This window comes from Pseudomonas sp. AC255, assembly GCF_979258175.1.
Map to the genome: position 1 here is coordinate 2,170,856 of NZ_OZ409841.1, position 14,529 is coordinate 2,185,384.

9 protein-coding genes and 1 pseudogene are annotated in these 14,529 nt (G+C 61.9%); 1 reads left to right on the plus strand and 9 read right to left on the minus strand.

All coding sequences use genetic code 11. The annotated features are described in order from the left end of the window. Nucleotides 1–115: 115 nt before the first annotated feature. The 8 genes and pseudogenes from ACZZ0K_RS09960 to ACZZ0K_RS09995 form a co-directional block, all read right to left on the minus strand. Nucleotides 116–474, minus strand: a pseudogene (locus ACZZ0K_RS09960) (DUF6124 family protein). A 423-nt stretch (nt 475–897) separates the two neighbouring features. Beyond that, nucleotides 898–2,193: an OprD family porin gene (locus ACZZ0K_RS09965; protein WP_258706733.1), complete on the minus strand. Its 1,296-nt coding sequence runs from the start codon at nt 2,191–2,193 to the stop codon at nt 898–900. A gap of 200 nt (nt 2,194–2,393) precedes the next feature. Further along, the gene (locus ACZZ0K_RS09970) at nt 2,394–4,097 is read right to left on the minus strand and encodes an amidase (protein WP_258706732.1); all 1,704 of its coding nucleotides are present in this window, start codon (nt 4,095–4,097) and stop codon (nt 2,394–2,396) included. Nucleotides 4,098–4,262: 165 nt separating this feature from the next. Next, nucleotides 4,263–5,768: a glycine betaine/L-proline transporter ProP gene (gene proP / locus ACZZ0K_RS09975; protein ID WP_041480305.1), complete on the minus strand. Its 1,506-nt coding sequence runs from the start codon at nt 5,766–5,768 to the stop codon at nt 4,263–4,265. A gap of 300 nt (nt 5,769–6,068) precedes the next feature. Continuing rightward, entirely contained in the window at nt 6,069–7,367 is a 1,299-nt protein-coding gene (locus tag ACZZ0K_RS09980; RefSeq protein ID WP_150635203.1) for a carbohydrate porin, read from the minus strand. 96 nt (nt 7,368–7,463) lie between these two features. Continuing rightward, nucleotides 7,464–9,869, minus strand: a complete 2,406-nt coding sequence (locus ACZZ0K_RS09985) for a glucose/quinate/shikimate family membrane-bound PQQ-dependent dehydrogenase (protein ID WP_258706731.1) — start codon at nt 9,867–9,869, stop codon at nt 7,464–7,466. A gap of 659 nt (nt 9,870–10,528) precedes the next feature. Further along, nucleotides 10,529–11,545: an NADP-dependent oxidoreductase gene (locus ACZZ0K_RS09990; RefSeq protein ID WP_258706730.1), complete on the minus strand. Its 1,017-nt coding sequence runs from the start codon at nt 11,543–11,545 to the stop codon at nt 10,529–10,531. A 55-nt stretch (nt 11,546–11,600) separates the two neighbouring features. After that, nucleotides 11,601–12,389, minus strand: a complete 789-nt coding sequence (locus tag ACZZ0K_RS09995) for an SDR family NAD(P)-dependent oxidoreductase (RefSeq protein WP_258706729.1) — start codon at nt 12,387–12,389, stop codon at nt 11,601–11,603. 138 nt (nt 12,390–12,527) lie between these two features. Here ACZZ0K_RS09995 and ACZZ0K_RS10000 point away from each other — a divergent pair, with 138 nt between their 5' ends. After that, nucleotides 12,528–13,109: a TetR/AcrR family transcriptional regulator gene (locus ACZZ0K_RS10000; protein ID WP_252876345.1), complete on the plus strand. Its 582-nt coding sequence runs from the start codon at nt 12,528–12,530 to the stop codon at nt 13,107–13,109. Between the two features lie 186 nt (nt 13,110–13,295). Here the strand turns inward: ACZZ0K_RS10000 and ACZZ0K_RS10005 are convergent, their stop codons facing one another. Next, nucleotides 13,296–14,408 (minus strand): alkene reductase, encoded by a 1,113-nt coding sequence (locus tag ACZZ0K_RS10005; protein WP_258706728.1) that lies wholly within the window; start codon nt 14,406–14,408, stop codon nt 13,296–13,298. Between the last annotated feature and the right edge of the window lie 121 nt (nt 14,409–14,529).

The following is a 14,529-nucleotide window of genomic DNA, read 5'->3' on the forward strand; positions in this document are numbered from 1 at the left end:
AGTGGTTGTCGCCGCGAACCGGCCCGCAGCCACGCTTGGAATGCGGTCAAACTGTGGGAGCGAGCCTGCTCGCGAAGGGGGCTGAAAGGACAGTGAATAACTCAGCTTTCCTGCATTACTGCGGCAACTCCAGATTATCCAGCACCCGATTCACTGCCAATTCCCCGAGCATGATCAACTGCGCGATGCCCATCAGCGTTCGGCGCTGCGATGGCTTGACCAGCCCGGCGAATTCCTGGGCGATGGTTTTGGCCGAGGCGAGGGTTTCGCAGGCGTTGGCCAGCAGGTCTTCGTTTTTCGTGTCGGCGGTGACGGCGTACATGGCGCGGGGGCTGAAGGGTGGTGGGGTCGAGCCGGGTGGGCAGAGGTAGTGGTCGAGGGCGCGATCGGCGGCTTCGTGAAGTTTTTTGAGTCGAGGGATTCGTAGGGGGAAATGGGGTCGGTTTCGGGTGGGTTGGGTGTGGGTTTGATCATGGTAAAGCTCCTTGAGAAATGGAGCCGTCAGCCTTCGCTGCTAAACGAAGAGGGTGGCGGCTTTACGCGGGTTAGCAGACCAGGCTCAAGGATCCCGGCGCACCGAAGTGCCCCACGCAAGCCGCCATAAATAGAGAGGCGGAGCCAGCGTACCTTGAAAATTTGCCAGGCTGCTAAACCCGATCACTGAACAGTCAGCGACCGCACCACAATAGAACCCGCCCTCAAGGCGCACAAGCCGGCGGATTCTGGCTTGGCTGTAGGCAATGGCGCAAGGATTTGTAGCCTTGAGACCGTGTCAGCAGGTGTCTTTTAAACAGCTTCGTTTAAATCGAAGAATTGCGACGGCATTGATGGCCTCTTCGCGAGCAGGCTCGCTCCCACAGTTGGAATCCCGTTTTCAGCAAGAGCTGAGTGGGCTATTCAGAAACCCAGCGGGTACTGGATGACCACGTAAATCCGGTCAATATCATCGCCAGCCTGCGCCTCGTTGGCGCGGTGGGTGACGTGCGACAGCTGCACCGACAGATCCTTCGCGGCGCCGGATTGCACGACATACTTCAGGTCGATATCGCGTTCCCAGTGTTTGCCGCCGCTGCCTTGTTGCGGTTGATAGTCGCCGCTGTCGGCGTCGAACGGGTTGTAGGCGCCGCCCTTCGGCGCGTGCGTACCGTCGATGTGGCTGCCGCTGACGTAGCGGGTCATGAAGTTCAGGCCGGGGATGCCGAAGGCGCCGAGGTCGAGGTCGTAGCGGGCTTGCCAGGAGCGTTCGTTGGCGCCGTTGAAGTCGGCGTATTTGATCGAGTTGGCGAGGTAGATCGAGTCGCCGCCGACGAAATCGAACGGCGTGTCGCCATTGATCCGCTGCCAGCCGAGCATCACCGCGTGTGGGCCGAAGCTGTATTTGCCGGAGAGGCTGAAGGCGGTGTTGTCGATCTCGCCGGCCACTGCGCGGCCGGTGTCGCGGGTGTGGTAGAGGTTGGCGTCGAGCAGCACGCCGGACTGTTTAAAATGCAGGTTGCCGTAATACTGATGCCAGGTGTCGCTCAGTTCTGAGGCGTAGAGTGCGCCGCCGATCGGGCTTGAGCTGAACAGATCGGCACCGACGAAGCTGATGCCACCCGCTTCGGTGTTGGCGCCGTAACCGTAGAAGTCGCCTTGGCCGGAAGAGCTGTCCTGATTCTTGAACGCGGTGAAGTGCCCGGCGACCAGATTGACGTTGTCGAACTCGGCGCTGTTGAGCAAAAAGCCTGTGGCGTATTCCGGTTGCAGGCGTTTGTCGGAGGTGTCGAAGACCGGGGTTTCCACGGTCATTTCGCCGAAGGCCAAAGTGGTGCGCGAGACCTTGAGCTTGAACGCACCGCCAGCGCTGGAATACTTGTTTTCACTGCGACCATCGCTGTCGACCGGTAGCAGACCGGTGCCGGAATGGCCCTTGCCGCCGTCGAGTTTCAGGCCGGCGAAAGCGTGGGCGTCGATGCCGAAACCGACTGTGCCCTCGGTGAAACCGGATGAGAAGTTGCCGATAAAGCCCTGTGCCCATTCCTGTTTGTAGTTTTTTCCGGAGGGCGTGGGCGAGCGGTAGTCGTTGCTGAGGTAGAAGTTGCGCAGCAGGACATCGCTTTTGGCATCGTCGAAAAATCCGCTGGCATGGGCGGTGCCGGTCAGACCGCAGAGCATGGCAAGCAGGGTGAGGCGGGAGGGCGCGCGGTTGATCATGGTCAGGGCCGGTGGTGATTCGAATGGCGCTGATGATCGAAGATTGGGAACAAAGAGGATTGGGTTGATGTGCTGAGTTGGCAGCTTTCACCACAAAACCTGTGGGAGTCGGGGGTAGTCAATTAGAACTGTGGCGGCCGTCAGGCCGCCATCGCTGGCAAGCCAGCTCCCACAGGGTTTGTGGGAGCTGACACAGTGCATTAAGCCAGCGGCGGTGTGCGCGGTGGGATCTGGCGTTTGCTGCCGGTGGATTCGAAAGCGGCGGCGAAGCGCAGCAGGTTCGAGTCGTCATAAGCGCGGCCGGCGAAGGTCAGGCCGACGGGCATGCCGATGTCGGCCATCACGCCCATGGGCACGGTGACGGTCGGAACGCCGAGGTGGCGGATCGCGAGGTTGCCGTTGGCCACCCAGACGCCGTTGCTCCAGGCGATGTCGGCCGAAGCAGGATTGACATCCGCGTCGGCCGGGCCGACGTCAGCGACGGTCGGGAACAGCACGGCGTCGAGGCCGAGGTTGTCCATCCAGTCTTCAAGGTCGATGCGTCGGGTCTGCTCCAGACCGCGCAAGCCATCAGGCACGGTTGGGATTTCATTCCACGGCGTGATGCCGCGTTCGGCCATGCGCACGTATTCGTCCATGCCGGCGGCCAGATCACCTTCGCGGTTGGGCAGGGTGCCCGGGTCGTGCGGGAAGATCTTCGGCCCGTCGACGTCAACCAGACGATTAAGCTTCGGGTCGCCGTTTGCTTGCAGGAAGTCGTCGAACGCCCACGCGGTCAGATCCCACAGTTCATGATGTAGAAACTCTTTCGACACCAGCCCACGGGTGAACACGGTTGGCGCGCCAGGGCGGTCGCCTTCGCAGTTGGAGACCAGCGGAAAGTCGGTTTCGACGACTTCGGCGCCAGCGGCCTCGAGGGCTTGGCGCGCCTGCTTCCACAAATCAATCACGGACGCGCGGGTGTTGATGCGCTGGCCGGTCGGGCCGCCGATGCCGGGGGCTTCGCTGGTGCCGGCGTCCGGGTCGGCGTTGATGTACATGCGCGGGATTGCGAAGCGTTTGCCGGCCAGGGCTTTGGCGTCGGCGGCCAGTTCGCTGTAGGCAGCCGGGCGCACTTCGCTGACACGGGGGATCGGCACCCACGGTTGCAAGCGCCAGAGGTCGCCGCGGGTGTCCGGGTCTTCGGCGACGACCACGTCGAGCACTTCGAGCAGGTCGGCCATGGTCCGCGCGAACGGCACGACGACGTCCATGGTCGGGGTCAACGGCCAGTTGCCGCGCACCGAAATCACCCCGCGCGACGGGGTGTAGGCGCACAGGCCGTTGTTCGACGCAGGGCCACGGCCGCTCGACCAGGTTTCCTCAGCCAGGCCGAACGCAGCGAAACTCGCAGCGGTAGCGGTGCCGGCACCGTTGGACGAGCCGGAGGCGAACGGGGCGGTGAGGTAAGCGGCGTTGTACGGACTTTCGGCGCGGCCATAGACGCCGCGTTGCATGCCGCCATTGGCCATCGGCGGCATGTTGGTCTTGCCCAGGCAGATCGCCCCGGCAGCGCTCAGGCGTTCGATGGTGAAGGCGTCGCGATGGGCGACCAGATCGGCAAATGCCGGACTGCCGGAAGCGGCGGTCAGGCCCTTGACCAGATAACTGTCTTTGGCGGTGTAGGGGATACCATCGAGCGGGCCGAGGGTTTCACCGTTGGCGCGGCGGGCGTCGGAGGCGCGGGCTTCGTTCAGCGCTTCAGGGTTGCGCACGACGACGGCGTTGAGTGCCGTCGAAGTGTCGGCGCCATCGTAGGCATCAATGCGCGCCAGATAGGCCTGCACCAGCTCCACGGCAGTGGTCTGGCCGGATTCAAGGGCGGCGCGCAGTTGGGCAATGGAGACTTCGGTGACTTCGATCATCGGGTCACCTGTTGAGCGTGGATGTTTGGGGCAGGGGTATTCATAGCGGTTCTCGTTGCACGGCTTTAAGCGACAAGGTCAAGACTGGCGCCTATTTAACACCAAGCCGCGCTTCGAGTAATCGGCGGGGTGATGGCCCCGCCGATTTTTTCTGCGTCTAGCGGATCATTCATTGATGCGCGGATGCTGCTGGACCAGCACTTTGCGCTTGGCCTCCAACTCGGCGATCTCGGCATCGATGTCTTCGATTTTCTGCTCGATGTTGTCGTGGTGTTCTTGCAACAACTCCTTGGCCTCTTCCAGGTCGGAAGCCGCCGGGGCCGCGCCGCGCAGGGGCTTGTTGGCGGTTTCCTTCATGGTCACGCCAGTGACCAGACCGACCACGGCGATGACCATCAGGTAATACGCAGGCATGTACAGATCGTTGGTGCTTTCCACCAGCCAGGCCACGGCAGTCGGGGTCAAACCGGCGATCAGCACCGAGACGTTGAAGGCACTGGCCAGCGCGCTGTAGCGGATGTGCGTGGGGAACATCGCCGGCAGGGTCGAGGCCATCACGCCGATGAAGAAGTTGAGCAGCACCGCGAGGATCAGCAGGCCGGAGAAGATCAAGGCGATGCTGCCGCTGTTGATCAGCATGAACGCCGGAATGGCGAAGATGAACAGGCCAATGCTGCCGACGACGATGAAAGGCTTGCGGCCGATCTTGTCGCTGATGAAACCGATCAGCGGCTGCACGAAGAGCATGCCGACCATGATCGCGATGATGATCAGTACACCGTGGTTTTCGCTGTAGTGCAGGTTGTGCGTCAGGTAACTCGGCATGTATGTGAGCAGCATGTAATAGGTGACGTTGGTCGCCGCCACCACACCGATGCAGGTCATCAGGCTGCGCCAGTGTTTGGTCGCGACTTCCTTGAACGACACTTTCGGGCCACCGGCTAGGCCTTCGCGGTCGCCTTGTTCGAGTTTTTCCACGTGTTGCTGGAACGCCGGGGTTTCTTCCAGGGCGTGGCGCAGATACAGGCCGATCATGCCCAGCGGCAGGGCGAGGAAGAACGGAATCCGCCAGCCCCATTCTTCGAAGCGCTGTTCACCGAGGATGGTCGAAATCAGCACCACCACGCCGGCGCCGAAAACGAAACCGGCGATCGAGCCGAAGTCCAGCCAGCTGCCGAGGAAGCCGCGTTTGCGGTCCGGCGCGTATTCAGCAACGAAGATCGAGGCGCCGGTGTATTCGCCACCGACCGAGAAACCCTGCGCCATTTTCGCCAGCAACAGCAGGATCGGCGCCCAGATGCCGATCGAGGCATAGGACGGAATCAGGCCGATGGCGAAGGTGCTCAGGGACATGATGACGATGGTCGCGGCGAGGACTTTCTGTCGTCCGTATTTATCGCCGAGCGCACCGAAGAACAAACCGCCAAGCGGACGGATGAGGAAGGGCACGGAGAAGGTCGCCAGCGCAGCGATCATTTGCACGCCGGGATCGGCGCCGGGGAAGAAGACCTTGCCGAGCACATAGGCGACAAAGCCGTAGACGCCAAAGTCGAACCATTCCATGGCGTTGCCCAGCGCGGCGGCGGTGATCGCCTTGCGCATCTTGGCGTCGTCGACAATGGTGATGTCTTTCAAACCGATCGGTTTGACGGTGTTCTTGCGTGATTTCATTGCGCTGTTCCCGCTCGCTGATCCAGATTACCGCTGCGATGCCATCTCCATGATGGCGCCGGCTCTTCTGGCTCAGATACATGCGGACACGAAATAATTCACCGATAGGCTGGAATTAATTTCGACAGGTGGGGGAGGCGCAACTCCGAGCCTTGTTGGAGCTGTATTGCCTGACCCACCGCTATCGCTGGCAAGCCAGCTCCCACAAGGGTTTTGGGTGTTGCCGGGATTTTGTGTCCGCCGTCAAACCCTGTGGGAGCTGGCTTGCCAGCGATGACGCCATGACATCCATTACAAGGCTTAAAGCGCAGCCTTCACCTGCAAGCCCACCACCAGCGCATTGTCGATGTCCTGCCCGGAAAACGCGCCCGGTTCGATGATGTATTGCAGGTTCGGGCGCAGGGTCAGCCATGGGGTGGCCTGGTAGCCGTAGCCCAACTCGATCAACTGCTCGGCACTGTCCAGATTCGGGAACGCAGCACCGCTGGCCTGCGCGGCATCCTGTTGCACATCGCGGCTGCGCGGGTTCGGCACGGCGCGGCCATAGCCCAGGGCCACGGTGTCACGCGGGCGGCCTTCGAACGGTTTGTACAAAACCACGCCGGTGCCGTACCACTTGCTGAACGGCGAGGCGGCTTCACTGGCCGCCGAATACTGACCGAACGCATGCAGGCTGCGGCCCTCGGAGGTCGGCGAACGCCATACGGCCTGATCGATCAACAAATAATGCCCGCCACGACCGGACACTTCGTCGTCGCTGCCAATGCGTTTGACGTCAGAGCTGTCGTAGTAATAGCCGAGCTTGTACTCACCCGGCAGCTCGCCGGCGTGCTTGTACACCAACTCGATCGGCACGACGGTGCCGGTGGTGTGCTTCGGCCCCAGATGCCAGGCGCGGCTGGAATTGCCGTTGCTCTCGGGGTCGACGTTGAACGCAGCCACACGCAGTTGCCAGGACGGCGACAGGTCGTATTTGACCCGCACGCCCAGACGCGCGTTGGGGTAGTTGGTCCAGCCGCTGCCGCCGGACATGTTCAGCGGGTGACCGCAGAAACCGGCGTTCATGAAGTTGCACAGAATGCCGCTGTCGAGGCCGCCGAGGTCGTTACCCATGGCCATGTAACCGAGCTTCACATTCAGCGCCGGGGTGAACAGGCTGCGCTCGTAACTCAGTTCAGTCAGGCGCGTGTACAGGCCGCCGTAGTTTTCCTGAATCGGCAGGCGGTTGCCGACCAGATCTTCCGAAGCGCTGTTACCGCGACGGTCGTTGATGGTCAGTTGTACTTTGCCGGCGTTGTCGACGCCGTAGAGTTTGCTCAGATCAAACTGCACGCCGAGCTTGATGTTCTGCGAGTAGCGCGCCGAACGGTGCAGGCCGCCGTCGGCGTTGTAAGCGGTTTCGCCGCTGTAATCGCCAGTGAACTTGATGCCGTCTTCATCGAGTTGATGACGCAAGCCGCCCCAGTCACCGGTCAGGGTGCTGCGGGTCAGCAGACCGGAATCGCTGGCGGCCAGCGCGGGTAGGGCAGTAGCGCAGCTCAGGCCCAGCAACAGGCCAGTGGAAAGCTTGGTACGAGAAAAGCGAACAGCCGATGACATGTGAATCCTTCCTGCTGAAATCTTTGACGCAATAAAACAGCGACGCGGTGCTTTGGGGCACCGCGCGCTTGGGGAGGTTGGTTGTGCGGCAGCGAGTTACGGCAGGGCGTAAGCCATCACGTAATCGCCACGATCGGTCGACTGGCGTGCGCCGCCAGCGGTGACGACGATGTACTGCTTGCCGGTCTTCGGCGAAACGTACGTCATCGGGCCGCCCTGACTGCCGACCGGCAGACGGGCTTTCCAGACTTCTTCGCCGTTGCCGCTGTTGAAGGCGCGCAGGTAGAAGTCCTGGGTGCCGGCAATGAAGATCAGGCCGCCCTGGGTCGACAGGGTGCCGCCGAGGGTGGGGAGACCGATCTTGATCGGCAAGTGCATGCGGATGCCCAGGGGACCGGTGTCTTCAACGGTGCCGACCGGAACCTGCCACGCGACTTTCTGGGTCTTCATGTCGATCGCGGTCAAAGTGCCGAACGGCGGCGCCTGGCACGGAATGCCGGCCACCGACAGGAAGCGGTTCTTGTTCACCGCGTACGGCGTGCCTTTGAGCGGAACAGCGCCCATGCCGGTGTTCAGCGCTTCACCACCGCCAGCGGCCTGGCCTTTGTTCTGCGACGGGATCATCTGGATCCACAGACCCAGGCGCATGTCGTTGACGAAGATGAAACCGTGCACCGGGTCAGTGGAGATGCTGCCCCAGTTCATGCCACCCAGCGAACCCGGGAAGCTCAGCGATTTGTCGGTACCCGGCGCTGTGTACAGGCCGTCGTAGCGCATGCTCTTGAAGTCGATACGGCAGAGCAACTGGTCGTACGGCGTTGCGCCCCACATGTCCGATTCGGTCAGGTGCTGCGCGCCGATCTGCGGCATGCCCACGGATTTCGGCTGAGTCGGCGAGTACGGCTCGTTAGGGATGTTCGCAGCTTTCACCGGTACTTCTTTGACTTCGGTCAGCGGCTTGCCAGTGGCGCGGTCGAGCACATAGATCTGCCCGGCCTTGGTGCCGATGACCAGCGCCGGAACGCTTTGACCGTCCTTGTCGAAATCGATAAGGCTCGGCTGCATCGGCAGGTCGAAGTCCCACAGATCGTTGTGCACGGTCTGGAACACCCAGCGTTCTTCACCGGTGCTGGCGTCCAGCGCGAGGATCGAGGCGCCGTACTTGTGGTCCAGTTCGCTGCGCTCGACACCATAGATGTCGGTGGACGAGCTGCCCATCGGCAGGAACACCGTGTTGGTCGCCGCGTCATAGGACATCGGTGCCCAGCTGTTCGGCGTGCTGCGCACATAGGTGCTGCCGTCGGCCGGTGCGTTGCGGTCCTGCGGGTTGCCCGGGTCGAACGCCCAGCGCATGGCGCCGGTGATCACGTCAAAACCGCGAATCACACCGCCGGGCATGTCGCTCTGCACGTTGTCGGCAACACGACCGCCAACCACTACGGTGGTGCCAGCCATCAATGGCGCGGACGACAACTGATAGTAGCTGTCCGGAACATCACCCAGACCGGCCTTCAGATCGACCTGGCCGTTGTTGCCGAAACCCTGGCAGAACTCGCCAGTGTCAGCGTCGACCGCGATCAGGCGAGCATCGATGGTATTGGTCAGCAGACGACGCTGGCAGTTGGCAGCCGGCGCCGGTTTGGCTTCGATGATCGAAGAGTTGCTCGGCTGAGCGATGGTCGCGGTGGCGTCGAAATAGGCCATGCCACGGCAGCGCTGCCAGACTTTCGATTGCGCGTTGATCGCGTTCTTCCAAAGCTCTTCACCGGTGTCGGCATCGAGGGCGATCAGGTTGTTGTGCGGGGTGCAGATGAATACTTTGTTGCCGACCTGCAGCGGGGTGAGCTGGTCTTCGGCGCCGTTGCCATCGCTCTCGGCGACGTCCCCGGTGTGGTAGGTCCACGCGACTTTCAACTTGTCGACGTTGTTGCGGTTGATCTGGTCGAGCGCGGCGAAGCGGCTGCCACCTTCGGTGTTGCCGTAGTGCGCCCAGTCTTTCTGCGCCTTGGCCGGCTCGACCGGAGTCAGGCCCGGGCCAGTGCCAGTGGCGGCAACGGTTGGGTGAGCGACAAACATGTTGCCGGCGGCAACCGCGACACCGACCGCGAGCACAGCGGCCACGGCATACGCACCACGACCGGCCACGCGGCCATTGGCGCGCGCCAGCAGCGGGTAGACCAGCGCGACGACCATACCGATGGCGCTGAACATGAACAGCCGCGAGAACACCGGCCAGAACACCAGCCCGGCGTCAGCCACGGCCCAGATCGCGGTGGCCACGAGAAACGCGGCGAACAACCAGGCGCCTGCGGTTTTCCTCAGTGCGATCAGCACACCGGAAACGGTCATCGCCAGACCGCCGACCAGGAAGTACCAGGAACCGCCCAGGCTGACCAGCTTCACACCGCCGACCGCGAGCGCCAGACCGAGCAGGGCGATGATCACGCCAAGGCCGACCAGAATGAACGTTGAAACGCCTGAGACGCGTTGACTGTGGTTCACATTGAAAGTCCCGTTTGAATGAAGCGCGGGATTATAGCGGTAACTAACCATTCAGTTAACCGCAGTTTTGCCATGAAAACTTGCACTTCTGTGAATCAAGCGTGGTGCAGGATTAGCAAAACGCAAGTTGAGAGGGGTTTCTCGAGGTTTCAGCAGGAGGGGCGGATTGAGCGTGGTATTGCAATGCACATGCTTGGACACCGCGCTGGATTCACCCCTCACCCCAGCCCTCTCCCCGAGGAGAGGGAGCTGATTTGTGGGCTTTTTGAGACCTGTGTTCGCCTCGGTATCTCAGGTCGGTGTAACTCGCGCATTCAACTCGGTCAGTCCTCTCTCCCTCTGGGAGAGGGAGCCGATTCGTGGGCTTTTTGAGACCTGTGTTCGCCTCGGTATCTCAGGTCGGTGTAACTCGCGCATTCAACTCGGTCAGTCCTCTCTCCCTCTGGGAGAGGGAGCCGATTCGTGGGCTTTTTGAGACCTGTGTTCGCCTCGGTATCTCAGGTCGGTGTAACTCGCGCATTCAACTCGGTCAGTCCTCTCTCCCTCTGGGAGAGGGAGCCGATTCGTGGGCTTTTTGAGACCTGTGTTCGCCTCGGTATTTCAGGTCGGCGTTACTCGCGCATTCAGCTCGGTCAGTTCCCTCTCCCTCTGGGAGAGGGCTAGGGTGAGGGGCTTTTGAGGTTGGCCGCGATGGCAACCTTGCCCTTTGCCCGGCCTTTTTCTACGTAGTGCAAGGCGTCAGCTATCTGATCGAACGGAAAAGTACGATCGATCACCGGTTTGATCACCCCGGCCTCAATCAACGCAGTGATTTTCTGCAACTGGATGCCGTCGGCACGCATGAACAGAAACGAATAACCCACCCCACGCTTGCGCGCCTTGCGCCGAATACCACTGCTGAGCAGACGCATGACCAGCCCGAGCAGCCACGACAAACCCTGCTCCTGAGCGAACTGCGCAGTCGGCGGCCCTGACAGGGAAATCAGTTGCCCGCCCGGTTTCAACACCCTCAACGATTTTTCCAGCACATCGCCGCCGAGGCTGTTGAGCACCACGTCGTAGTCGCGCAGCTCAATGGCGAAATCCTGCTGTTTGTAATCAATCACCACATCGGCGCCCAGCGCTTTGACCCACGCAACATTCGCCGTGCTGGTCGTAGTCGCAACAAAAGCGCCGAGGTGTTTGGCCAGTTGAATGGCAACCGTGCCAACGCCACCGGAGCCGGCGTGAATCAGTACCTTCTGGCCTTTTTGCACGTTGGCGACTTCGACCAGTGCCTGCCACGCCGTCAACGCCACCAGCGGCATGCAAGCCGCCTCGGTCATGGCGAGATTGGCGGGTTTCAACGCGACCGCTGTTTCATCGACAGCGATGCGTTCGGCAAACGTGCCAATCCTGTTATCAGGCGCACGCGCATAAACCTCATCGCCCGGCTTGAAACGCTTGACCGCCGCACCGGTGCTGAGCACCACACCGGCGACATCGTTGCCCAATATCAAAGGCATTTGATAGGGCAGGATCATCTTGAATTCGCCGCTGCGAATCTTCAGATCCAGCGGGTTGACGCTACTCGCGCGCACTTCGATCAGCACGTCGTGAGCGCCAACCAGCGGTTCGGGCAGGTCGCCAATCCGGCCGTTCTGCTTGCCGTAGCGCTCGATGAAAAATGCCTTCATTGCGGATGCTCTTGTCGGTAGAAACCCGCCGGCATAGCGGCGGGTTTGAATGAGGTCAGGCCTGAGTCAGATAACGTTGCGCAACAGCCGACTGGCGGATCTGCCCCAACAGGCCTTGCCGCGCGGTTTGCAGGGCATCCCAGCGCTCGCCCTCGTGCAGCGGCGGGATGGTCACGACTTCGCGACGATCGAAGCCGACCAGAGCGGCGTCGACCATGTCGCCGACTTCCATGATGTCGGTGAGGGTGTTGATGTCGATACCGGCGCGGTCCCAGATTTCCGTGCGGGTGGCGGCGGGCAGGACCGCTTGCACATACACGCCTTGTGGCGACAGTTCCAGGTTCAGGCCTTGAGAGAGGAACAGCACGAACGCCTTGGTCGCGCCATACACCGACATGCCGAACTCCGGCGCCAGGCCCACCACCGAGCCGATGTTGATGATCGCGCCGTCGCCGGCCTTGGCCAGACGCGGCGCGATCGCACTGGCCAAACGCACCAACGCGGTGGTGTTGAGCGCGACCAGTTGCGCCACGCTGTCGGTGCTCTGCTCGATGAAGGTACCAGACTGCGCGGCGCCGGCATTGTTGACGAGGATACCGATGCGCGAGTCGTCACGCAGACGCGCCTCGACGGTTTGCAGATCGCTCAGTTGCGTCAGGTCGGCCTGTAGCACTTCGACATGGACGTTGTGTTCAGCGCGCAAACCGGCAGCAAGGGTGTCCAGGCGCGACTGGTCACGGGCGACCAGCAGCAGATCGTGCCCGCGCTGGGCGAAACGTGCGGCGTAGACGGCGCCGATGCCGGTGGAGGCGCCAGTGATCAGAACAGCAGGGCGAGTAGTCATGGTATTGGCTCTTTTTCAGGTGAAGACTGATTTCGGGCTTTTAGGATGATGACCGAAATCTAAGATGTCAACGGTTTTGATTATGGCCAACATCTATGTATCATCGAGCCATGATTTTTCAGCGCTGGAGGATTCAACATGCGCGTATCCAAAGCTCAGGCTCAGGCCAATCGCGAGCACATTGTCGAAACGGCATCAGTGATGTTCCGCGAACGCGGTTATGACGGGGTCGGCGTGGCTGACCTGATGGCGGCCGCCGGTTTTACTCACGGCGGTTTCTACAAACACTTCGGCTCCAAGGCCGACCTGATGGCCGAAGCCTCGGCCAATAGCCTGGCGCAGTCCACGGCCGCCGCCGAAAGCATGAGCGTGCAGGATTTCATCGACGTGTACGTGTCGCGCGACCATCGCGATGGCCGTTCCACCGGTTGCACTATGGCGGCGCTGTGCGGCGATGCGGCGCGACAGTCCGGGGACGTGAAAGCGGCGTTCGCTGAAGGCATCGAGCGCACGTTACAGACGCTCGGCGAGAAATACCCGAAGGCAGCGGATGCACCGCAAGGTGAGGGCAGAATCCGGATGATCGACCTGCTGGCCCGCGCGGTCGGCGCGATCATGCTGTCGCGGGCCTGTCCGGATGACTCGGCGCTGGCCGATGAGATTCTGGCGGTGTGTCACGCTTCGATGACGGCGTCGTTGCCAGTCATCGAGGCGCCCTGACCCTAACCCTCTCCCAGAGGGGACTGACCGAGTTGTTTGGGCGATTTACGCCAGACGCTGATATCGGGTCGAACTCCGGTTCTGAATGCTCTATAGATCAGCTCCCTCTCCCTGGGGAGAGGGCTGGGGTGAGGGGTGAATCCGGCGCGATACCAAAGCCGAACGCCAGCACTTCGCCTCAGAAACTCAAGCGTGAAACGGATAATCGACATAACCACGCTGATCGCCGCCGAAAAAACTGCTCGGATCCGGCGTGTTCAGCTCAAGGCCATCGTGCAGCCGACGCGGCAGGTCCGGGTTGGCCAAAAATGGCCGGCCAAAGGCAATGATGTCGGCGCGATCGGCGCGCAAGGCCTGTTCGGCGGATTCAGCGTCGTAACCGCCAGCGAGGATCAGCACGCCGTTCCAGGTCTGGCGCAGTTGGGCAATGATCGCGTCCCAGCGCGGATCAAAGTTTTCGTCCTTGACCGTGCCGACCATGGCCGGCTCGACCAGGTGCAGGTAGGCCAGATTCCACTGGTTGAGCGCTTCGACCAGATAACCGAAGGTCGCTTCAGGCGTGTCATCGCCCATGCCCATGAAGCGCCCCATCGGCGTCAGGCGCACGCCGACGCGCTCGGCACCGACTTCATCAGCGACGGCGGCGACCACTTCGAGCAGGAAGCGCGCGCGGTTTTCTACGCTGCCGCCATAGGCGTCGTCGCGCTGGTTGCTGTTGCTGTTGAGGAACTGGTCGAGCAGATAACCGTTGCCGGCATGGATTTCCACGCCGTCCATGCCGGCGTTCAACGCGTTACGCGCAGCGCGGCGATAGTCTTCGACGATGTCGGCAATTTCCGCTGTTTCGAGGGCGCGCGGTACCGGCACATCACCCCACACGCCGTTGCCTTGTTCATCGACGATAAAGGTCTTGCCCGGCACTGGCAGGGCACTTGGCGCCACCGGCAAGCCGGCGTCCGGCTGAAAGCTGGGGTGCGAGACCCGGCCGACGTGCCACAGCTGCATGAAGATCAGACCGTTCGCTGCGTGCACCGCCGTGCTGACTTCGCGCCACGCCTGGACTTGCGCATCGGTGTAGATCCCCGGCGTCCACGCATAGCCCTGGCCCTGTTGGGAGATCTGCGTGGCCTCGGTGATGATCAGCGCGGCACTGGCGCGTTGGCGGTAGTACTCGGCGTTCATTGCGGTCGGCACGTCGCCCGGTTGGCCGGCGCGCGAGCGGGTCAGGGGCGCCATCGCCACACGATGGGCAAGGGTGTAAGGGCCGAGGGCAATGGGTTGGAACAGGCGACGGGTCATGGGTAGCTCCGGATTTCGATGAGTAGGGTTCAAGCGCGGCAGCCAGGTGCCGCGCGCTGTGCAGGTAACTTAACCGGGGGCGGCGGGGCTGATAATCCGTGGCCGGCGCTACGCAGTTTTG

Bases quoted from the DNA above. Each gene is read 5' to 3' on its own strand.
- ACZZ0K_RS09965 (WP_258706733.1), bottom strand. From the start codon at position 2,193: ATGATCAACCGCGCGCCCTCCCGCCTCACCCTGCTTGCCATGCTCTGC.
- ACZZ0K_RS09970 (WP_258706732.1), bottom strand. From the start codon at position 4,097: ATGATCGAAGTCACCGAAGTCTCCATTGCCCAACTGCGCGCCGCCCTT.
- proP (WP_041480305.1), bottom strand. From the start codon at position 5,768: ATGAAATCACGCAAGAACACCGTCAAACCGATCGGTTTGAAAGACATC.
- ACZZ0K_RS09980 (WP_150635203.1), bottom strand. From the start codon at position 7,367: ATGTCATCGGCTGTTCGCTTTTCTCGTACCAAGCTTTCCACTGGCCTG.
- ACZZ0K_RS09990 (WP_258706730.1), bottom strand. From the start codon at position 11,545: ATGAAGGCATTTTTCATCGAGCGCTACGGCAAGCAGAACGGCCGGATT.
- ACZZ0K_RS09995 (WP_258706729.1), bottom strand. From the start codon at position 12,389: ATGACTACTCGCCCTGCTGTTCTGATCACTGGCGCCTCCACCGGCATC.
- ACZZ0K_RS10000 (WP_252876345.1), top strand. From the start codon at position 12,528: ATGCGCGTATCCAAAGCTCAGGCTCAGGCCAATCGCGAGCACATTGTC.
- ACZZ0K_RS10005 (WP_258706728.1), bottom strand. From the start codon at position 14,408: ATGACCCGTCGCCTGTTCCAACCCATTGCCCTCGGCCCTTACACCCTT.